The sequence below is a fragment of the Haloferax sulfurifontis ATCC BAA-897 genome, assembly GCF_000337835.1.
Taxonomy (GTDB): Archaea; Halobacteriota; Halobacteria; order Halobacteriales; family Haloferacaceae; genus Haloferax; species Haloferax denitrificans.
In genome coordinates this window covers 75,764-96,625 of the sequence record NZ_AOLM01000020.1, presented here as the reverse complement: position 1 = coordinate 96,625, position 20,862 = coordinate 75,764, and the positions used below count along the sequence as shown (strand labels likewise).

General features: G+C 68.7%; 20 protein-coding genes. 6 read left to right on the top strand and 14 right to left on the bottom strand.

Features of this window, described 5'->3' with window-relative positions; translation table 11 throughout:
* Nucleotides 1–52: 52 nt before the first annotated feature.
* The 6 genes from C441_RS11635 to C441_RS11610 form a co-directional block, all read right to left on the bottom strand.
* The gene (locus C441_RS11635) at nt 53–1,711 is read right to left on the bottom strand and encodes a PKD domain-containing protein (RefSeq protein WP_239640829.1); all 1,659 of its coding nucleotides are present in this window, start codon (nt 1,709–1,711) and stop codon (nt 53–55) included.
* 483 nt (nt 1,712–2,194) lie between these two features.
* Nucleotides 2,195–3,847: a lipopolysaccharide biosynthesis protein gene (locus C441_RS11630; RefSeq protein WP_007275252.1), complete on the bottom strand. Its 1,653-nt coding sequence runs from the start codon at nt 3,845–3,847 to the stop codon at nt 2,195–2,197.
* An 88-nt stretch (nt 3,848–3,935) separates the two neighbouring features.
* Nucleotides 3,936–4,424: a hypothetical protein gene (locus C441_RS11625; RefSeq protein ID WP_007275251.1), complete on the bottom strand. Its 489-nt coding sequence runs from the start codon at nt 4,422–4,424 to the stop codon at nt 3,936–3,938.
* A gap of 38 nt (nt 4,425–4,462) precedes the next feature.
* Nucleotides 4,463–5,896, bottom strand: a complete 1,434-nt coding sequence (locus tag C441_RS11620) for a cytochrome b (RefSeq protein ID WP_007275250.1) — start codon at nt 5,894–5,896, stop codon at nt 4,463–4,465.
* Nucleotide 5,897: 1 nt separating this feature from the next.
* Nucleotides 5,898–6,557, bottom strand: a complete 660-nt coding sequence (locus C441_RS11615; RefSeq protein WP_007275249.1) for a QcrA and Rieske domain-containing protein — start codon at nt 6,555–6,557, stop codon at nt 5,898–5,900.
* A gap of 14 nt (nt 6,558–6,571) precedes the next feature.
* Nucleotides 6,572–7,171, bottom strand: a complete 600-nt coding sequence (locus C441_RS11610) for a hypothetical protein (protein WP_007275248.1) — start codon at nt 7,169–7,171, stop codon at nt 6,572–6,574.
* A 269-nt stretch (nt 7,172–7,440) separates the two neighbouring features.
* On the opposite strand from C441_RS11610, the gene C441_RS11605 reads away from it, so the two are divergent.
* Nucleotides 7,441–8,127 carry a plastocyanin/azurin family copper-binding protein gene (locus tag C441_RS11605; protein ID WP_007275247.1) on the top strand — a complete coding sequence of 229 codons (687 nt, stop codon included), beginning with the start codon at nt 7,441–7,443 and terminating at the stop codon, nt 8,125–8,127.
* Nucleotides 8,128–8,145: 18 nt separating this feature from the next.
* Here the strand turns inward: C441_RS11605 and C441_RS11600 are convergent, their stop codons facing one another.
* A complete protein-coding gene (locus C441_RS11600; protein WP_007275246.1) occupies nt 8,146–9,504 on the bottom strand; it encodes an NRAMP family divalent metal transporter in 1,359 nt (452 codons plus the stop codon).
* Nucleotides 9,505–9,627: 123 nt separating this feature from the next.
* Between C441_RS11600 and C441_RS11595 the strand changes: the two genes are divergently transcribed.
* Entirely contained in the window at nt 9,628–11,568 is a 1,941-nt protein-coding gene (locus C441_RS11595; RefSeq protein WP_239640828.1) for a PAS domain-containing sensor histidine kinase, read from the top strand.
* Here C441_RS11595 and C441_RS11590 read toward each other — a convergent pair.
* The 3 genes from C441_RS11590 to C441_RS11580 form a co-directional block, all read right to left on the bottom strand.
* Nucleotides 11,529–11,900, bottom strand: a complete 372-nt coding sequence (locus C441_RS11590; RefSeq protein ID WP_007275244.1) for a tautomerase family protein — start codon at nt 11,898–11,900, stop codon at nt 11,529–11,531. The two genes, C441_RS11595 and C441_RS11590, sit on opposite strands and share 40 nt — an antisense overlap.
* 16 nt (nt 11,901–11,916) lie before the next feature.
* Entirely contained in the window at nt 11,917–13,029 is a 1,113-nt protein-coding gene (locus C441_RS11585) for a pyridoxal-phosphate-dependent aminotransferase family protein (RefSeq protein WP_007275243.1), read from the bottom strand.
* A 150-nt stretch (nt 13,030–13,179) separates the two neighbouring features.
* Nucleotides 13,180–14,169, bottom strand: a complete 990-nt coding sequence (locus tag C441_RS11580) for a VOC family protein (protein WP_007275242.1) — start codon at nt 14,167–14,169, stop codon at nt 13,180–13,182.
* Nucleotides 14,170–14,313: 144 nt separating this feature from the next.
* Here C441_RS11580 and C441_RS11575 point away from each other — a divergent pair, with 144 nt between their 5' ends.
* Nucleotides 14,314–15,198 (top strand): aldo/keto reductase, encoded by an 885-nt coding sequence (locus C441_RS11575; protein ID WP_007275241.1) that lies wholly within the window; start codon nt 14,314–14,316, stop codon nt 15,196–15,198.
* Between the two features lie 40 nt (nt 15,199–15,238).
* Entirely contained in the window at nt 15,239–15,985 is a 747-nt protein-coding gene (locus tag C441_RS11570) for a class I SAM-dependent methyltransferase (protein ID WP_007275240.1), read from the top strand.
* Between the two features lie 9 nt (nt 15,986–15,994).
* On the opposite strand, the gene C441_RS11565 is transcribed toward C441_RS11570, so the two are convergent.
* From C441_RS11565 to thiE, 4 genes are all read right to left on the bottom strand, one after another.
* Nucleotides 15,995–16,792, bottom strand: a complete 798-nt coding sequence (locus tag C441_RS11565) for an HpcH/HpaI aldolase family protein (protein ID WP_007275239.1) — start codon at nt 16,790–16,792, stop codon at nt 15,995–15,997.
* Nucleotides 16,793–16,870: 78 nt separating this feature from the next.
* Nucleotides 16,871–17,710 (bottom strand): bifunctional hydroxymethylpyrimidine kinase/phosphomethylpyrimidine kinase, encoded by an 840-nt coding sequence (gene thiD, locus C441_RS11560; protein WP_007275238.1) that lies wholly within the window; start codon nt 17,708–17,710, stop codon nt 16,871–16,873.
* Entirely contained in the window at nt 17,711–18,607 is an 897-nt protein-coding gene (gene thiM, locus C441_RS11555) for a hydroxyethylthiazole kinase (RefSeq protein ID WP_007275237.1), read from the bottom strand.
* Nucleotides 18,604–19,236, bottom strand: coding sequence for a thiamine phosphate synthase (gene thiE, locus C441_RS11550; protein WP_007275236.1), 633 nt, complete (start codon nt 19,234–19,236; stop codon nt 18,604–18,606). Before thiE ends, thiM begins: the two co-directional genes overlap by 4 nt.
* A gap of 148 nt (nt 19,237–19,384) precedes the next feature.
* Between thiE and C441_RS11545 the strand changes: the two genes are divergently transcribed.
* Nucleotides 19,385–19,960 (top strand): flavodoxin domain-containing protein, encoded by a 576-nt coding sequence (locus C441_RS11545; RefSeq protein ID WP_007275235.1) that lies wholly within the window; start codon nt 19,385–19,387, stop codon nt 19,958–19,960.
* A 26-nt stretch (nt 19,961–19,986) separates the two neighbouring features.
* Nucleotides 19,987–20,799 carry a hypothetical protein gene (locus C441_RS11540; protein WP_152420725.1) on the top strand — a complete coding sequence of 271 codons (813 nt, stop codon included), beginning with the start codon at nt 19,987–19,989 and terminating at the stop codon, nt 20,797–20,799.
* Nucleotides 20,800–20,862: the final 63 nt, after the last annotated feature.

Genomic DNA, 20,862 nt, shown 5'->3' with positions numbered 1-20,862 from the left:
CGACCTCTGTCGAGGCGGCCGCGACGAGACGATGGAACGCTGACTGCACGGTTCACCCTCGCCGGGACCAGAACCCGAAGTGCTCGACAACTCTCCAGAGGACGAACAGACCAGCCACCACCGCGACCGCGGTGACGAGTCCAATCCGGCAGTTCTGTCCACACAGTGGTCTCGGGGTGACGGAGATGCTCACCGTGTCTTCGTCGGTGAACCCCTCGGGGCCGACGACCTGCAGTCGGACGACGTGCGTCCCCGGTTCCTCGAACGAGCGTCTGGTCGTCGCGCCCGTCGCTTCGAACGAGCCGTCGCCGTCGAAATCCCAGTGATACTCGGCGATAGAGCCGTCTTCGTGGGTCGAACTCCGCCCGTCGAAGAACAGCTCATCGCCGACAGTCGCGCTGGTCCGGCTGACCTCGGCATCGGCTCGCGGCAGGCTCCGCACGGTGATGGTTCCCTCGTGGGTCGCCGTCGCCCCCTTGTCGTCGGTCACCGACAGCGAGATGGGGAACCTGCCGGTGCGGTTGAAACGGGTCGTCACCGTCCGACCGGTCATCTCAGGCTCGCCATCGCCGTCGAGGTCCCAGCTGTAGCGCTCGATAGAGCCGTCGTCGGTCGACGAGGAGGCGTCCAGCGTGACCGTCATCCCGACCGCGACCTTCGCCGGTGACTGGTCGTACCGCGGCGTTGGCGTCGGGTTCGGTTCGATGCGAATCTCTCGCCGCGCCGAGTCAGTCTCCCCCAGGTCGTCGACCACCTGAAGCGTGACCGTGACCGTCCCGGGCGTCTCGAACGCGTGCGTGACCGATTCACCCTCCGCGTCTATCTCGCCGTCGGAGTTCAGGTCCCACCGATAGGCGTCGATGCGGCCGTCGTCGGTCGTCGCGCTCGCGTCGAACCGTATGGGGTCGAGTTCCTTCGCCCGCGTTTCGTTCGGTTCGAACTCGGCGGTCGGCGGTTCGTTCGCAACGACGACGATTTCTCGGCTCCTCGTCGTCGTGGCACCGAACGCGTCCGTCGCGGTGACTGAGACGGTGTACGTCCCCGGCGTGTCATAACTGAGAAACACCGCTTCGCCCGTTCGGTCGACGCTCCCGTCACCGTCGATGTCCCACTCTATCGACCGGATGCCGTCGGGGTCCTCGACGGTTTCGAGAGCGATTTGAACACGCTGGCTCTCACGTATCGTCGAGAGAGACGGCATCGTCACGGTGGGGTTTTCGTTCTCTCGTACCACGACCTGCTGAGAGAGGGTCGCGTCCGCCCCGCGGTCGTCGACGACGTTGAGACGAACTGTGTATCGACCGGGGGCGTCGAACGAGTGTCGGGCCACCGGTCCCGAAGACTCGAACTCCGAGTCGTCGTCCAGGTCCCAGCGGTATCGGACGATGCGACCGCCACGGTCTGACGACGCGGACCCGTTGAACGTAATCGGTTGTGTGGCCTTCGGGTCTTGTGGGCTGATAGAGAACTCCGGTGACGGCTTCGTGTTGGGTTCTCTGACGTCGATTTGGACGGTCTTCGTCCCGCCGCCACCCGAGTAGTCGAGCTCCCACGTTATCGTGTAGACACCGCTTGCGCTCGGTGGAACCGTGAACTCCATCCACGGGTCGACCGACTCGCCGGCATCCAGGCCAGACCAATCCCAGTGTACCTTGTGAAACCACGCGCCCGGTCCGGTCCACGACCCACCGTCGTCGAATCGGTCGACCATCTCCCATTCATCCGGGAACCCCCCGTTCGACTCGGGAAACAAGAGATAAAACGCGGTGGACTCGTCCGAGTCCCCGACGTTTTCGACACTGAAGCTGATTCGAACCGTGTCCCCCGCTTCGACGACGCTCTGTGAAACCCTCGCAGAGGCTTCCAACCGCGGACCCGTCGTCGCGTTTTGCGACGAGACAGTCCCGGCCGCGAGAAACAGTATCAGAGCGAGCACCCCCAGTTTGTACAGCGTCCTCCCCCCAACCATGAGTCTTGTTAACTATGCTCTCTGACCTATTCAACCTCTTGGTTGTAAGACACCAACTAACGACATAAACGGCTTTACGAGCGCTGAGACTGATTATTTTATTGAATTTTTATAGGAATCTAGTCCAGCTACGAACCGGTCGCCTCGGTGGAGAAGGCTTTGATGCGCCTGCTGAATAGTTCGCCCTGCGAGTGTGAGGACCTCGAAGGCGCAGTCGCAGGACCGCTATCGGTCCTCGAACGTCCCGGGACGCCGCTCGCCGAGGGCCGCGAGTACCGCCCGACGATACCGTGCGGCCAATGCCGTCACCACGAGTCTGTCGCGGTCGTTGACGCCGAGTGCGACGAGCGCGACGACGTACGTCACCGCGCCCAGCGTCGCGCCGGCGGCGGCGACGACGCCGCCGGGGCCGCCCCCGGCCAGCGTCTCGCGGACGAGGAGCATGACGCCGGCGGCGACGACGCCCGCGCCGAGGGGCTTGAGAAACGTTGCGTCGAAGGGCCATAGCCCCTCGAAGCGACGCAGGAGCACGACCTGCACCGAGTTCTGGACGGCGATGGCGACGGCCGTGCCGAGCGCCGCGCCGGCGAGGCCGAACGCCCGGACGAACGCGAACGTGAGGAGCGTGTTCAGGACGGCCAAGAGCCAGTCGAGCGCCATCCGGGCGTACTGGTGGTCGGTCATCATGAGGAGCCACCCCGTCGCGCCGACGGCGCTCCCGACTAAGACGCCGCCGAGGTAGACGACGAGCGGGACGTAGCCCGCCGTGAAGTTCGGGCCGAACACGGCGAGAACCGCCCGCCCGTACACCGCGAGCACGGCGAGAATCGGAACGACGCAGGTGACGATGAGCCGCGTCACCGCCGTGTACACCGCGTTGAGCGTCTCCATCTCGTCGTCGGCGTAGAGCCCCGACGCGACCGGCGGCAGGAGCATGTTAAACGAGAGGAGCGGAATCCACGCCAGAGACACCAACACGAGCACCACGTTGTAGACGCCCGCCGCCTTCGCGGTCAGGAGGAACCCCACGAGCATCACGTCGATGCGGTTCTGAAACACCTTGCCGAGACTGCTCAGCGCGATGGGGGCCGAGTGGTTGTAGAACCGCCGGGCCTCGGAGCGCAGGCCGCCGACGGACGGGCGGATGCCGCTCGCCGAGACGACCATCGGGGCGCCCAGCACCACGAGGCCGGCCATGCCGACGACGAACGCGGCGGCGACGCCGACCAGCGAGTACCCGAGCGCCATCGCGGCCACGGCACCGACCAGTTTGACCGCCGGGCGGAGGACGCGGTTGAAAAGCACCTCGCCGCGGGCCGACTGCACCGCCCTGAGGACGCCGGCGTGAATCCGCACCAGTCCGACGAGGACGACGAGCGCCGCGAACAGGTGTATCGTCGGCGGGAAGGCGGGGTGTGACACCGTCGCGTCGTTGAGCCACCCGCTCGTGAGCACCAGCCCGCTGGCGAGTCCGAGGCCGACGACGAGCGTCGTCAGATACGCCAGCCCCACCACTCGCCCCTGCCGAGCGGGGTCGTCGTCGTACGCCGAGAGGTACCGCTGGAGCGTCCCGACCGACCCGAAGTTGACGAGGCGGAACAGCAGTTGGGCGATTCGCCACGCGAACGCGTAGACGCCGTAGACGACCGGACCGAACCCCTGTGCGAGAACGTACTCGGTCGCCGTCGTCAGGGCGCGCTGGAGCGACTGTCCGCCCGAGCCGACGACCGCGCCGTGACCGATGGTCAACAGCGCGTCGCGCTCGTCGGCGGGGATATCGTCGTCGAGGTCGGCGTCGTCGAGAGCGTCGTCGAGGATGTCGCTATCGGTTGGGACATCATCACCGGAACCGCCGCCGTCGGATGTATCTGAGGGCACTGTCGCGTCTCTGTCGCTTGTCGAGGTCGAAAATAAGTCGCGTGATTCGCCCGCGGTCCGCGAGTGACTGTCGGACACGCCGCCGCGGTCACTCCCGACGCGAGGCGAGCGCGAGCCACCCACCGCCGGCGGCGATGCCGAGGATGCCGACCAGTCCGAGGGGGCCGGAGGCCCCGAACAGCGTCGCCGCGAGGCGGTACGAGCCGGCGGCTCGAAGGGCGACGCCGGCGGCCGCGACGCCGAACGCCGAGAGCCAGAGCGCGCCGCCCAGCCGGGCCAGCCGACTGCGCCACAGGCGCGTTGCGAGACTCGTGAGCGGCCGTCGGGGGAGGCCGTCGTCGGCGTCGGTGTCGGTCGCGGAGGCGAAGGCGGAGTCGTCTCCGCGGTCGGCGTCGGACGGGGCCTCGCGGGGCGAGAGGAACGCGGTCCCGACGCCGACGACGAAGCCGGCGAGTCCGACGGCGAGCGAGTGGGGGGCCGCGGCCCCGTTGAGCGCGGCGGCTATCGCCACGAGGCCGACGAGTTTCGAGCCGCCGTCGACGAGGCGGAACGCGCGGGGCGAGAGTGGAACGTTCATAGTCGAAGTCGGGTTCGGTGGGTCGCGGGTCTGTGCGGTCAGCCGGCGGTTCCGGTCCGGCTCTTGCGGCGTTTACGGCGTTTGAGGAGCCAGTAGACGACGGCGAAGTCGAAAATTGGCATCCCGACGGTCAGCGCGGCGAGCCACGGGTAGAGGACGGCGTCGGAGACGCCCAACACGGCGGCGACGGTGGCCCGCATGCCGTCGATAGAGAGGACGATGATGAGCATGACGGCCGCGACGCCGAGGGCCGTCTGGAGCGGTCGGTCGAGCGGGTCGGCGGTGAAGTGGACCGGGTGTTCGGGGTTGTCGAGGAGCGGCCAAATCATCATCACGCCGATGATGAGCGAGGGGACGACGACGCCGCCGGCGAACCGGCCCCACTCGCCGAGCCACGAGGGCATCATCTTCAGCGAGCCGAACACCCACATGAAGAACCAGTCCGGGCCGACGTGCGAGGGCGTCGACGTGGGCGTCGCCGGGCCGATGGCGGCGATGCGCTGGACCGGGAAGAAGCCGGCGAGGAAGGCGACGGTCGCGGCCGTCAGGAGGAAGACGATGGTCGAGACGAGGAACTGCTGGGGGAAAAGCGGCATTCCGACGACGACACTGTCGTCATCGTCGTCGGGGCGACCCTCACCGCGGGAGCTCGGCGCGTGTTCGGTGTGTTTCTGCCGCATCAACACGGCCATGTGAAGGGCGATTGCGCCGACCAGCGCGGCCGGGATGAGAAACACGTGGAGGAAGAACATCCGCGGGATGACCTGGTCGGCCCCGGCCGGGAACGCCCCGCCGAAGACGAGCGACTGCAGGAACGACCCGACGCCCGGAATCGTGCCGGTCATCTGGAAGCCGATTGTCGTCGCGGTCTTGCTGAAGTTGTCGTAGGGGAGCGCGTAGCCGAAAAAGCCCTCCACGAGAGCGAAAAGCAGGAGCGTGCTCCCGATGAACCAGTTCGGCTCGTGGGGGTTGCGGTACGCGCCCGTGAAGAAGACGCGGAACATGTGCAGGGCGATGGCGGCGATGAAGAGGTACGCCGCCCAGTGGTGCATCATGCGCGCGAACATCCCGAAGGTGGTGTCGTAGGTGATGTGCAGGACGCTCGCGAACGCCGCGGGCACCTCCGTGTCGGCGTACTGGAGCGCGTTGCCCTCGTAGGTGACGCTGTTGACCGCCGGGTTGTACAGGAGGCCGAGGAACGTCCCCGTCAGGCCGAGGATGACGAAGGTGAAAAGCGCGATTTCGCCGAGGAGGAACGAGCCGTAGTCGTCCTCCGGGAACGCCTTGCCGAGGAGCGTGTGGTCGAGTTCGAGCCGCTGGTCCAGCCAGTCGAACAGGGCGTTTCTCGGGTAGGCCTCGTGGGTTCGGACCGTCAGGTCGGTCCCCGGCAGGTCTGCGTCCGCCTCGCCGCCGTCCGGCCGAGCGTCCGGTCGGTCGTCGCCGGAGCCGTCGTCCGGTGCTGTCCTCGTCATCTCACTCCTCCGTCCCGATTGGTCCCTCGAACGGTCCCGTCGCGAGGAGGAGCGTCCCGTCCTCGTCGTCGGCGATGCCGAGGGGAAGTTGCGGGAGCGCCCGCGAGGCCGGGCCGCCGGTCACGGACGCGCCCTTCGTGGGGTCGTAGAGACTTCCGTGACAGGGACACCGGAGCTCGGAGCCCTGTTCGCCCGCGACGAGACAGCCCTCGTGGGTGCAGACCTTCGAGTAGGCAACGTAGCCCTTGGCCGTCCCCTCGATGTTCGTGGGCGCTTCGTACTCGTCTTCGGGGAAGCGAAGCAGGAGCGTGGTCGCGCGCTTGGTGACGAGCGCGCCGCCGCCTTCCTTCTCCGGGAAGACGTCCATCTTGTCGAACTCGGCGGTCGAGAGCGCGTCGGCGGCGGTCAGGGGGTTTCCGTCCCTGTCGACGAGCCGCGTGCCCTCGACGTAGAGCGTCTCGCTCCCGGTGTCGAGACTGCCGGGGAGTCCCGCGGCGTAGTCGACGCCGAAGCTTCCGATGGCGGCCGCGCCGCCGATGCCGGCGAGGAGCTTCGCCATGTTTCGCCGCGTCAGTTCGTCGTCGCTCTGCGGGATGTCCGGAGCGTCTGTGTCGGTGTCGGCCTCAGTGTCGGTGTCGGTGTCGGTGGTCCGTTTGCTCATATCTGTGCGGATGGTCAGTGGTCTCTGGTCTCTGCGACGGTGATGCTCGGGACGAAGTACGCCGTGTACGCGAGGACGGTCAGCGCGAGCGAGAGGAACAGCATCCCGGCGTAGGTGCCGAGGAACTGCGTCCGCGCCGGGCCGAGCCCCTCCAGCGTGAGGAGGGCGGCGAACGACACGTCCACCCACGAGAGGAGCGCCACGACGAGCAGTCCGGTCCGCGACGACACGGCCGGGACGTAGTCGAGGATGCGCCGGGACTCCGTCTCCATGTACGGCGGGACGGAGACGGTCGCGCGGCCGCCGTCGGCGACGACGGAGTCGCCGAGGTGGCTGATGCGGTCGAGGAACCGCTTCGTCCCGACCATCACGCCGACCATCCCGAGGAGCGCGACCCACGCGACGACGCCGGCCTGATTGACGCCGACTTCGACCGGGCCGGGGAGGTAGCCGCTGGCGGGCTGGAGGTCGGACGAGGTGTTGACGGCGACCGGCTCTGCACCGGTGCCGACGCCGATACCGCCGCCCTCGGTCCCGCTCGTCAGCGCGACGTACCACATCGGGAGTAGCACGACCGCGATGAGGAGCAGGATGACTGCGGTTTCACGCCGCATCGGTTCTCACCGCCGAACGTCGGGTCGGATTCACCACGAATTTCATGAATATACCAATAGGTTTACCTAATCGTTACTGCCGGATTGACGCTCCCACGACTGTGGGTCGACCGTGGATTCGCGGGAGCGACGATGCCACGTAAGCGTTCAGACGAGCGGTTATCTTTCTTTCTGTTTCGGGATGTTCGAGAACCAACAGAACTACAAGATAGTATACGAACGGTCAGGTAGTAGGCAGTATCAGCGGTAATACGAACTCAAACACCATTATGAACAGACGAACGTTCATGAAAAATATCGCGGGTGGAATCGCCATTCTCGGGGCGTCGACGGGTGTCACCGGGGCGTCGAGCGGGAACTCGACCGTCGGTTCCGACGGGGACACAGACGCCGGTGGCGGCGCGTCCGGCGGCGGTTCGACCACCCATACTATCCAGATGGTGACAGAAGACGGAGAGTACTATTTCGACCCAATCGGACTGCACGTCGACCCCGGCGACACCGTCGAGTGGGTCCTCGAAAGCGGCGGCCACTCCGCGACGGCCTACGCCGAGTCGAATCAGGCCGAACAGCGCATCCCGGCGGACGCGTCCGGTTTCGACAGCGGCCTCTTGGAGGAGGCCGAAACCAGCTTCTCGTACACCTTCGAAGTCGAGGGGACCTACGACTACTTCTGTAGCCCGCACAAGCAACTCGGGATGGTCGGTCGGGTCGTCTGCGGCGAGCCCGGCGGCCCGGCCGAGGAGGGCGCGATTCCGAACGAGCCGGGGTCCGGTCTCATGCCCGGGTCGGCGGACATCGTCGAGGCGGGGTCGCTGTCGTACCCCTACGTCCCGAGCGGCGGGTCTTCGGGGTCGCTCCCGTGGCAGTTCTGGGCCGCGACGGGCGGACTCGGGACCGCCGTCGTCGCGATGGTCTCCAAGTACGACCGGGCGTCGGGCCGCTACGGCGAGTAGGGCCGCGACGACCGCCAGTCAGGCCGCGGTCGGTCGCGCGACCGCCTCGCGGACGAACTTGCCGAGCAGGCCGAGCGTCGCCGCCCCCATCGCCGCGGCGAAGACGACGACGAAGACCGAAAGCGGGTCGCCGAGGTCCGAAAGCGCCCGCGAGCGGACGAAGTTCGCGGCGAGGACCGTCGTGACCCCGAACAGGACGACGCCGTCGAGGTTCGCCAGCGTCGAGTTCGGCTCCGAGACCGCGTCGCCGTTGAGCAAGACGAGCACGACGGTGATTGCGAACGGCGTGCCGACGAGGCCGAACGCCAGCACCAACACGAGAAGCGGGAAAAAGGCCCCGCCGAGAAACGCGCCGACGCCGGAGAACAGCGCCACCCCCGCGAGGAGCGCGCGGTATCGGTCGTCCGAGAGGTCCGTCCCCCAGCCGAGTTTGTCGGCGACGAGGTACGGCGGGACGACGGTGTTGCCGCCGAGCGTGGAGACGGCCGCGCCGAGGAGCCCGAGGAGGAACAGCCACCGCGCGTTCGCGCCAGCAATCGGGCCGAGCGCCTGCGCGGCCGCCACCGCCGTGAGGTCGCCCGCGGCCACCTCGGGACCGTGGAGGACGCCCGCGGCGACGAGGAAGATGGCGAGGCTGTAGACGCCGAAGGCGACGAGCATCGACGCGCCCACGTCGAACGTCGCCAGCCCGTAGTCGCGGGTGGTCCAGCCGCGGGCGCGCATCGTGTACGAGTGCATCGTGATGAGCGTGATGTGGACCGCGCCGCCGAGGATGCCGGCCGCGACGAGCGCGCCGTCGACGCCGGCGGGGATTCGCGGGACGAGCCCGCCGGCCGCGGCCGCCGGGTCGATGGGGACCAAAACCAGCGACGCGAGGAACGCGGCGACGACGGCCGCGACGAGCCCCTTCGCGAGGAGTTCGACGAAGCGGTAGCCGCGCCCGGCGAGGCCGGCGGCGAGGACGACCGCCCACGCGACGCCCCAGACGCGGGCGTCGACGCCGGTTATCGTCGCGCTCACGTTCGCAAGGCCCTGCATGATGACCAACTGAGCCAGCCCCGCGGCCAGCACCGCGTCGGCGACGAGCACCCACGCCCAGCCGTCGCCCAGCTCGCGTTCCACGACCGAGACGATGCCGTCCTCCGTAAGCAGTCCGAGCCGCATCGAGAGGTACTGCGCCGACGCCCCGAGCACCGCCGAGAGCACGACGACCCACAGCATCGCGTAACCGAACGTCGCCCCGGCCGTGAGCACGGTCGCCATCGTCGCCGGCCCCGCCGCGACCGCGCCCGCGACCCACGAGGGCCCCATCTCCGAGAGGTACCCCCGCCAGTCGCCGTCCGCCACCGCCGATACGTCGAGTCTGGGTTCGCTCATGGCGTCGTGGTCTCGGCGGTCGTCACAAAAGTGTTGCTACTGGGTGTTACAACCGGGTAATCATCTCGAATCGTGGGAGTCGGCACGGGTCCTTATATCCGACCGACGTGAGCGGTTTATATGATGAACGATGGTGATGGTTCGATTAGGCTCCTCGTCGTCGCCGATTCGAGCGTCGCGGCGGCGGTCGTCGAGGCCGTCCGTCGGCGCGCGGCACGGGTCGACGTCGAGGGGGTTCGGACCGCCACCGCGGCGTTGGAACGGCTAGAAGGCGCTGACGCCGGCTTCGGTTCCGACTCCGGTGCCGACTCCGGTTCCGGTGCTGATTCCGACTCCGACTCCGGCTTCGACTGTGTCGTCGCGTCGACCGACGCGGGGGAGATGGGCACGCTCGACTTCCTCGCCGCGGTTCGGCGACGCGCTCTCGACCTGCCGTTTTTCGTCGTCGCCGACGGGAGGCGGGGGCTGACGGCGAGCGACGCCCTCGACGCCGGCGTCACCGACTACGTCCGGGTGCGGGGCCGCGAGGGGTACGACGAGCTGGCCGCCCGGGTCGGGCGGGTGGTCGCACCGCCCGCTCGGGGGGAGTTCGACCCGTCGCTCGTCTACGAGGAGGTCTTCGAGCAGATACGAGAGGGCGCGTGCCTGTACGACCGCGACGGTCGGTTCCGACTCGTCAGCGGGTACCTCGCCGACGTCTACCAGACGACGCCGGCCGAACTCGAAGGCGAGCGAAGCCCGCTCGTCGAGGCGGTTCGAAGGGACTCCCCGGACGACCCGTATCAGCGACTCGTCGACGGCGAGATAGACTCGCTCGAAGGCGAGGCCGACCTCGTCACCCCGGACGGCGAGTCGCGGACGCTGAGCTACCGCTTCGCGCCGTTTCGGGTAGCGGGCGAGGTCGTGGGCGTTGTCGCCGTCTCGCGGGACATCACCGACCACCGAAAGCGAGAGCGGCAACTGAAGCGCGCCCGCGAGGAGTACCAAGAGCTCATCGACGGCATGAACGACACCGTCTGGGTCCTCGGCACCGACGACCGCATCCTCACCGTGAACGAGACCGCGGTGGGGCTGTTCGGCTACCCGCGGGACGAACTCCTCTCGATGACGCCGCACGACATCGACGCGGGACTCAGCGACGACGAGATTTCGGGGCTCATCTCCCGGATGCCGGCCGACGGCACGCAGGTGTTCGAGACGGTCCACCGGACGAAATCGGGGCGAGAGTTCCCCGTCGAAATCAGTTCGAGCCTCGTGACCTACCGCGGGGAGTCGGCCATCCTGAGCGTCGCCCGCGACATCACGACGCGGAAGTGGTACGAGGCGGAACTCCACGAACAGAACCGCCTCCTCGAAACGCAACGCGACGAACTCGCGGTGTTGAATCAGGTCGTCCGCCACGACGTTCGCAACGACCTGCAGTTGGTGACCGCCTACGCGGAACTGCTCGCCGAGCGCGTCTCCGACGACGAGGCCCGGGAATACGTCGAAATCGTGCGGAAGCGGGCGAACCACGCGGTCGAACTGACGAAGACGGCCAGAGACATGGCCGAGATGATGAGCACGCGGGGCGTCGAGACCGAACCGGTCCGGCTGGCTCCCGTGCTGAGAGCCGAACTCGCGTCGCTCCGAGAGATGGCACCCAACGCGAGCGTGACGGTCGACGCCGAGTTGCCGGCGGTCGCGGTGCTCGCCGACGACATGCTCGGGTCCGTCTTCCGGAACCTCCTGACGAACGCCGTCCAGCACACGGACAAAAGCGAACCGGGCCTCGCCGTCTCCGTCACGGGACACGAGGGCGACGGCCGCGTCGTGGTCCGAATTGCCGACGACGGGCGCGGCGTGCCCGACGAGCGGAAAGAGTCGATTTTCGCCAAGGACGAAAAGGGACTGGAGAGCCGTGGGACCGGCCTCGGACTGTACCTCGTGCAGTCGCTGGTCGAGAAGTACGGCGGCGACGTGTGGGTCGAGGACAACGACCCCTGCGGTTCCGTCTTCGCGGTCGAACTCCGGACCGCCCCCGGTCAGGCCGACTCGGACCAGTCGTCGCCGACGCGGTCGTAGCCCATCATCTGGCTCCCCTCGTGTTCGGTGAAGACGACCTTCTGGTTCGACTCCGGCACGCCGAACCGCTCGGCGACGGCCTCGATGACCGCGAGGGCGAGGTCGCGCTTCTGCTCTGTCGACCGGCCCGCCCGGATGTCGGCCTGTAGCACGACGGTCTCGTCTCCGGTCGCCCGACCGAGGTGAATCGCCTCGACCTCGCGGACGGTGACGGCGGCGTAGTCGGTGTCGGCGTCCATTCGCTCGGCGTACAACTCGGCCATCTCGGTCGCGAACTGGTCCGCCTCGCGCGCCGTGACCTCGAAGTCGAGGTCGAACTGGAGATGCGGCATCTGCGGCGGGGCTTCCCTACAGGTCCGCGACGTCTTCGATGGCGTCGGTCAGCGCCTTGATGGACTCCACGTCGTGTTCGCCCATGTGGCCGATGCGGAACGTCTTCTCGCCGAGCGCGGAGCCGTAGCCGTTCGAGAACGCCATGTCGTACTTCTCGTTGACCTCCTCGATAGTGGCGGCGACGTCGATGCCCTGCGTGTTCTCGATGCAGGCGACCGTCTGGGACTCGTAGCCCTCCTCGGGGAACATGTCGAAGTGCTCGTAGGCCCAGTCGCGGGTGTACTCGGCCATCTCGCGGTGGCGCTGGTCGCGCCCCTCGTGGCCCTCTTCGAGCATGTACTTCATCTGCTTTCGGTACGCGAGCATGATGGGAATCGCGGGCGTGGAGTGGGTCTGGCCCTTGCGGTCGTAGTAGTCGAGGGCGCGCTGGAAGCCGCCGTACCACGACGCCGAGTCCTTCGACAGTTCGCGCTCGTAGGCGTCCTCGCTGACGGTGCAGATGGCGAGCCCCGGCGGCATGGCGAACGCCTTCTGCGACGAGGCGAAGATGACGTCGATGTTGTGCTCGTCGATGTCGACGTAGTCGCCGCCGAGGGCGGACACCGCGTCGACGACGAAGTAGGTGTCGGGGTACTCGGCGACCACGTCGCCGATCTCCTCGATGGGGTTGCGGACGCCGGTCGAACTCTCGTTCATCACGGTGGCGACCACGTCGTACTGCTTGTCGCTGGACTCCAGCGCCTCGCGGATGTCCTCGGGCTTGATGGCCTGTCCCCACTCGTACTCGATGCGGTCGACGTTCTTGCCGAGGCGCTCTGCGACGTTCGCGTGGCGCTCGCTGAAGCTCCCGCAGGTCGGCACGAGGATGTTCTCGTCGACGAGGTTGAGCGTCGAGGACTCCCAGATTTCGGTGCCCGACCCCGTGAGAATCATCACGTCGTTGTCCGTGCCGAGGAACTCCTTCGTGTCCTCGACGATGGTCGTATAGAGGTCGGTCATGCGGTCCATCCGGTGGCCGAACATCGGCTGGCACATCTCCGCGATGACGTCCTCGCGCACCTCGGTCGGACCGGGGATGTACAGCGTCTTGTCCTGATAGTCGTCCGTGTATTCGCGTTTTTCCGTCACGTCATCCACCTGAATACGGACCACTGCGTCGCGGGCGATGATGGTACTTGTGATTGCGACACTCGTCGCAGTCGCTCACGGGGTGTTAACACGGGGCAAAAAGCGCGTCCGACGGGCGGGAGCGGTGCCGGACAAACTCGGGGTCGGGGCTCAGTCGTCGGCTTCGGCCGACTCGGCCCGCGGGACCGTCACGTCGGTCAGGCCGGCCTCTATCTGCTCGCGCCGACCTTCGAACTCGCCGGGGAGGACGAGGCGGCCGCCGAGGTCGTCGAGGGGTTCGTCGGCGGTGTAGCCCGGGTCGCTCGTGGCGAGTTCGAACAGCACGCCGCCGAACTCGCGGAAGTAGACCGACCGGAACCAGTGGCGGTTGATCTGGGCCGTCGGGCGCAGGCCCTTCGACTGGACGGCCTTCCGCATCGCCTCTTGGTCCTCGTCGGTCGGCGTCTGGAAGGCGACGTGGTGGACCGTGCCGAGGCCCTGCCGACTGCTCTCGATTGTCGGCAACACGTCCACGTACTTCCCGACGGTGCCGGTCGCGGCGAACCGCGTCCGCTCGTCGCCGGGGGTGTCGCCCTGCGCTTTCTCGGTGCCGACGCGCTCGAAGCCCATCGTTTCGAGCAGGTCTTCGGAGGGCTGAGGGTCGGCCAGCCAGAGCGTCACGGAGTGGAAGCCGCGAATCGCGACGTCTTCGGGGACGAACTCGGTCCACGGGACGGTCGGGTCGTCGTCGGGAATCTCCACTTCGACCAGTTCGACCGGGAGGCCGTCGGGGTCGCTGAAGGGGAGGACCGTCTCGCCGAACCGCTCGACGCGGTCGTCGTAGTCGACGCCGTACTCGTCGAACCGGTCCTCCCAGTAGTCGAGGCTCCCCTCTGGCACGCGGAACGCGGTCCGCGAGACCTGCCCGGTGCCGACCTTCCCGCGCGAGAGGCTCTCCCACGGGAAGAACGTCATGCTCGTGCCGGGCGTCCCCTCCGCGTCCGTGAAGAAGAAGTGGTACGTGCTGGGGTCGTCCTGATTGATGGAGCGCTTGGCGAGCCGGAGTCCGAGCGTCTCGACCCAGAAGTCGAGGTTCTGCTGGGGGTCGCCCGCGATGCAGGTGACGTGGTGGATGCCGGGTGTGGGCGTGATGTCTGCCATGGACGGTCTTACGGGCCGCAAGGACTTGAGTATCCGCTGACGCGAGTGTTACCGGGTCGCGGCGGCGTCGTCGCCGCTCGCACGGACCCGGCAGTCGAGTCGGCGAGACACACGTTTTTGCCCGTCGGCGATGACGTTCGACGTATGCAGACCCGCGCACTCGGCGACACCGGCCACGAGAGTACCATCGCAACGTTCGGCGCTATCGCGCTCAACTGGCTCGAACAGGAGGGCGCGAACCAGATGGTCGAACACGTCCTCTCGAAGGGCGTCAACCACTTCGACGTGGCCCCGACCTACGGCGACGCGGAGCTCAAACTGGGCCCGAAGCTCCGCCAGCACCGCGAGGACATCTTCCTCGGCTGTAAGACCCAAGAGCGGGGCTACGAGGGCGCGAAGCGGAAGCTCGACCGCTCCTTTGACCGCCTCGGCGTCGACTACATCGACCTCTATCAGGTCCACGGCCTCGAATACGAGTCCGAACTGGACGAAATCACGGCCGACGACGGCGCGCTCGCGGCCTTCCGCGAGGCGAAAGACGAGGGGAAAATCGGCCACATCGGGCTGACGAGCCACGGGAATCCGGGGCTCATCCGCGACGCCATCGACCGCATCGACGACCTCGAAACGCTGATGTTCCCGCTGAACCCCGTCGTCGTCGGCAAGGGCGACGACGAACACGACTACGCGGGCGTCTTCGAGGCGGCCGAGAAGGCGGGTATCGGGACGCTCGGCATCAAGGCGTTCGCTCGCGGCCCGTGGCCCGACACCGACGACCTCCCCGAGGCGGACCGGCCGTTCGCCAACTGGTACGAGCCGGTCGACGCCCCGGACGAAATCGCCGAGCGGTTCGACTTCGCGGCCGCCCAGGGCCTCACGAGCGTCGTCACGCCGGGCGACCCGAAGCTCGTGGCGATGGTCCTCGACGCCGCGACGCGGTACAACGGCATGGACGAGACGGCCCAGCGGTCGCTCATCGAGCGCCTCCGCCACGACGAGAGCCCCGTGCCCGAGCAACTCCACCACTAGCGAGGCGAGACGACTCCCGCCTCGATTCCACCCGCCGCCAATGGACGTTCCAACGACCGTCACGGCCGCCCTCGACGACCGGCCGGTCCGCGACGCGGTCTGTCTGGAGGCCGGCGCGGGGACCGGCAACGCCACCGCCGGACTCCTCGACGCGGGCGCGAAACGGGTCTACGCCGTCACGAACGACCCGGAACACGCCGCCCTCGTCCGCGACCGGGTGGCACCCGAGCCGGCGGACCGAGCGCGGACCGCGGTGCTTCAGGCCGACGTTCGGAGCCTCCCGCTCGCCGACGACTCGGTCGGTATCGTCACCGCCCACGGGCTGTTCAACCTCATCGGTCCCGAGTCGCTCGCCGCCGTCGCACGGGAGCTAACGCGGGTCGCCGCGCCCGGCTGTCACCTCGTCGTCGACGACTACGAACCGCTCCCCGACGACGCCGCGATTCGGGAGCTGTTCGCGCTCGAAAACGCGGCGAGCCAGTTGGCCCGCGGGCGACCCGCGCTGACGTTCTATCCGGGCGACGCGCTCGGGGCGCTGTTTTCGGGGTACGACTGGCGCTTCGACCGCGAACTGACCCTACTGGACCCGGTGCCGTGGTCCGAAGGCCACGTCGAGGCGCACGCGTCGCTGGCGAGGTCGCTGGCGGCCGAGGTTCCCGACCCGATGGGCGGGTGGCTCGCGGCCGAGGTCGAGCGCGTCGCCGACGCGGTCGAATCGGAGTCCGCGGGCGAGATGTACAGCGTGGCGATGCGGCTGTCCGACTCGGGGGCGGACGCGACAGAGTAGGCGCGGGCGCTACGCTTCGCGGTCGACCGCCGCGTCGTCGAGCCAGCCGTCGACGACGCCCTTGAGCGCGCCGGTGGTACTGCCGAGATTGATGAGCTGATAGCCGTGTTCCGCCTTCTGATTCGCGTCGTCCATGCCGAAGCCGAGGCCGCCGACGGGGACGCCCGCATCGACGGCGGCCGAGCGGATGCGCTCGACCGCGTCCCGCACGTCGGGGTGGTCTATCTCGCCGGGGTGGCCGAGCGCCACCGAGAGGTCGAACGGCCCGATGAAGACGAAGCCCAGTTCGGGCACGTCGAGAATCGCGTCGAGGTCCGCGAGCGACTCGGCGGTCTCGACGGTCACGCCGACGAGCGTCTCGCGGTCCTCGGCCGCGACGTAGTCGTCGGCGAGGCCCCACCGGCGGGCGCGGGGCGACGCGAGGCCGCGGTCGCCGGGGCCGTCGCCGTAGGTGAAGCGGGCCGACCGAACCGCCGCGCGGACCTCGTCGGCCGACTCCACGCGCGGGAGGAAGACGTTCCTGACGCCGAGGTCGAGGGCCTTCCGGACGAACTCGGGGTCCGCCGTCGGGAGCCGAACCAGCGGCTCGATGCCGGTTCGTTCCGCCGCGCGGAGGAGGTCCTCCATCGCGCCCGAGTCGAGCGGGCTGGGGCCGCCGTGTTCGAGGTCGAGCCAGACGAAGTCGAGACCGAGTTCGCCGTAGAACTCCACGAGCGTCGGGCTGTAGGTGTTGTCGAGGACGCCGAGCGCGACGCCGCCGGCCTCGATTCGGGCGCGGAGCGCGTTCGATGCTGGTGTGTCGACCATGTTCGCGATACGACACGTAGCCGGAAAAAGGGGCGTGGCGGCCGTCGGAGAGCCGCGTCGCCGGTCGCCGGTCGTCGCTTACGACTCGTCGGGCGTCCAGCCGTCGCCGACGCCGACGAGGTGGTTCACGCTCCCCGCGCCCTCGCCCACGTCGGCGGGTTCGGCGAGGGTCGCGCGCGTGAATTCGATGCCGTGCCGGACCGCGTCGGCGAGGTCGTCGCCGCGGGCGAGGCGAGCGGCGACGGCGCTCGAAAGCGTACAGCCCGAGCCGTGAGTCGCCGTCGCGTCGATGCGGGGGTTGACGAACGTCGTCGTCTCGGTCGGCGTGACGAGCGTGTCGACCACGGTGTCGCCGTCGGGCGCGACGTGGCCGCCCTTCAGGAGCACGGCGTCAGCGCCGCGGTCGAAGAACCAGTCGGCGGCCTCGGAGACGGCCGTCGGTGAGTCGGGGAACACGCCCGTCAGCGCCTCGGCCTCGTCGGCGTTCGGCGTGGCGAGCGTCGCCCGCGCGAACAGCGCGTCGTAGGCGTCGACGGCGTCCTCGGCCAGCAGTCTGTCGCCGGAGGTGGCGACCATCACGGGGTCGAGGACGACCGGAGCGTCGCAGTCGGCGAGGCAGTCGGCGACCGTCTCGACGGCCTCGGCCGTCGCCAGCATCCCGAGTTTCACGGCCGCGATGTCGAAGTCGTCGGCGACGGCCTCGAACTGGGCGCGAATCGACTCGGCGGGGAGGACGTGCGACCCCTCGACGCCGCGGGTGTTCTGGGCCGTCGCGGCCACGATGACCGACCCGCCGTAGACGCCGAGTCGGGTCATCGCCTTCAGGTCGGCCTGGATGCCCGCGCCGCCGCCGGAGTCGCTGGAGGCGATGGTGAGGGCGTACGGCGGCGTCCGCGGGTCGGGCGGGGTCCCCGGCATCTATTGCACCTCGATGCGGTCGATTCGGTCGGCGATGTCCGGCGTCGAGGCGTCCGCGAGCCCCGCGACCGCGTCGAGGAAGGCGATTTTGTAGCTCGCCGGGCCGCGGTAGTCGCCGAACGCGCCCTCGGCGGCGAGTTCGCCCGCGAGCCCGTACGCCGCGGTTCCGGCGAGCGCCGCGTCGAGCGGGTCGTCCACGGCGGCCGCGAACACCGCGAGGGTCACGCCGAGCATACAGCCGGTGCCGACGACCCCGCCCATCATCGAGTGGCCGGCGTCGACCTCGAAGGCGGTCTCCTCGGTGGCGACGATGTCGGTCTCGCCGGAGGCGACGACGACCGCGCCGGTCTTCCGGGCGCACTCGACGGCCGCCGCGGCGATTTCGGCGTACTCGCCGACCGACTCGACCCCGCGGACCTCGGCGTCGTCGCCGACGAGCGCGGATATCTCCCCGTAGTTGCCGTTGAGCACGTCCACGTCGAGGTCGGTGACGAGGCGGTCCGCGACCCGGTCTCTCGTCGGGGTCGCGCCGACGCCGACGGGGTCGACGACGAGGGGCACGCCGCGCTCGTTGGCGGCCCGCCCGGCGGTCAGCATCGTCTCCTCGCCGGACTCGCTCACGGTCCCCATGTTGAGCAGACAGCCGTCGGCGATACCGACCATGTCGCCGACCTCGCGCTCGTCGTCGGACATGACCGGCAGGCCGCCCCAGTAGAGCGTGACGTTCGCCACGTCGTTGACCGTCACGTCGTTCGTGACCGAGTTGATGAGCGGTTGCTCGCCCGCGACCGCGGCGAGCGCCTCGTCCAGCGCCACGTCGGGCACGCCGCCCGTACCGGGCGCGTCGTCCGAACCGCCCGGTCCACCCGCGCCGTCAGCGTCGTCGTGTCCGCTCATCGGCGGTCCCTCCCGGCGGCGACCGAATCGGCGAGGTGGCGGGTCGCGTCGGCGGGGTCGTCCGCGGCGGTGATGGCCGAGACGACCGCGACGCCGTCGGCCCCGGCGGCGACCACGTCGGCGGCGTTGTCGGGCGTGACGCCGCCGATGCCGACGAACGGAATGGAGACGGCGTCCGCGATGGCAGACACGCGCTCGGTCCCGATTTCGGACTGCTCGGGGTCGGTGTCTTTCGTGTCGGTGGCGAACACCGCGCCGACGCCGAGGTAGTCCGCGCCGGCCTCCGCGGCGGCTCTCGCCCCCGCGACGGTCGAGACCGACCGGCCGACGATGGCGTCGTCGCCGAGTTGCTCGCGCGCGACCGAGACGGGCACGTCGTCGTCGCCGAGGTGGACGCCGTCGGCGTCGATGGCGGCCGCGATGTCGACCCGGTCGTTGACGACGAGCGGGACGCCCGCGTCGGCCGTCACGGCGCGGACCTCGCGGCCGACCGCGTAGCGGTCGCGGGCGCTCGCGTGCTTCTCCCGGAGTTGAACGACGTCGACGCCGCCGTCGACGGCGGCCCGCACCACGTCGGGCGTCGACCGCCCGGCGGAGCGGTCCGACTGCGTGACCAGATAGGTTCCCATCGGGATATTCATGAGTTGTATTCAAGAGTGATGCGGCGACGGGCAAAACAGTTCCTCCTCCGAGCGTCGTCCGGCCGGATTCCCGACGACTGAGAGGTGCCGACTGCCGTTATGGTGTGAGCGAGCTAACAGGAACGCGGTGAACTGTATGGGAACGATACTCGTCGCGTACGGGAGCAAAGAGGGACAGACGGAGAAGATAGCCGGGCGCATCGCGATGGCGCTGGCGGCCCACGGGTACGACGTGCGGACCGAGTCGGTCACCGACGACGCCGCCGGCGAGGCGGTCGCCGACGCCGACGCGGTGCTCGTCGGGTCGTCGATTCACATGGGCGCGCACTCGAAGCAGGTGTACGCGTTCGTCCGCGAGTACCGCGAGGACATCGAGGCGCGGCCCAACGGCTTCTTCCAGGTGTCGCTGTCGTCGGCGCTCGACGACGAGGACGCCCGCGCCGAGGTCGCGACGTACATCGACGAGTTCGTCGAGGAAAGCGGCTGGCACCCCGAGCGGATGGCCGCGTTCGGGGGCGCGCTTCGGTACTCCGAGTACGGCTTTCTCACCCGGATGGTGATGAAGCGCATCGCCAAGGGCGCGACCGGCGACACGGACGCCTCGCGGGACTACGAGTACACCGACTGGGACGAAGTCGAGACGTTCGCCGCCGACTTCGCGGACTTCGTGGACTCGACCGCGGGCACCGCCGCGGGAGGGGCGGCGGTCTGAGCGGGCGGGCCGGCCCGGTGATTTCCGTGAATTTCCGCACACTCGGTATCGTCGTCGTCGCCGCGCTCGTCGTGGTCGCGGTCGCGGCCGGCGGGATCTGGGCGTTCGGCCGGCTCTCGTTTCTCGACTCCTACGGGAGCCAGTACGACTACAGCGTCCGCATCTCGGCGGACGAACCGGTTTCGAACGTGACGGTCCTCGTCCCGCTTCCCGTCAGCGACGGCTCCTCGGCCGTCGGCGACGCCGTCGAGTCCCGCGAGTACCTGCTTCCGGCGGGCTGGGGGTACGCCGTGGCCGAGACGGAGTACGGTCCGATGCTCCGCCTCCGGGCCGACGAGATTCCCGCCGACCCGACGTACTACCGGAGCGTCGTCGAGAACGACCGACTCGTCCGCTGGGAGCGGATTCCGGCGAGCGAGTACAGTCGGAACGACTCCGACACGCTCCGCGTCGAACACGACGCGATAGACCTGTCCGCCGACGTGCGGGTGAACCAGTCCATCGACACGCTCGCGCCCGAGGGGACCGAACCGCTGTTCGAACCCCGCGAGAACGCCCGGCTCGTCCCCTGCGACTGGCCGAGCGAGGGCGACGACACCCGGTGTTACGACTACGAGTCGATGCTGTTCGTGCAGTACGACGGCCCCGCGACGACGAACGTCTCGGTGAGCGTCGAACTCCGCGGCGCGAACTCGTGGTGGGTCGGCGGCTGGAACTACAACGAGTACGTCGACCACGTCGCCGCCTACGACCTCCCGGCGGACCGACAGGGCTGGGTCGTCGCCGACGGCGAACTCCGAACCGGCGTCGGGAACTACCCCCGGAACCCGCCGCAGTAGCCGAGGTCTCAGCCGGGTGAAAACCCGTACAACCCCCGCTCAGACCCCGTGCGACGAAGCCGG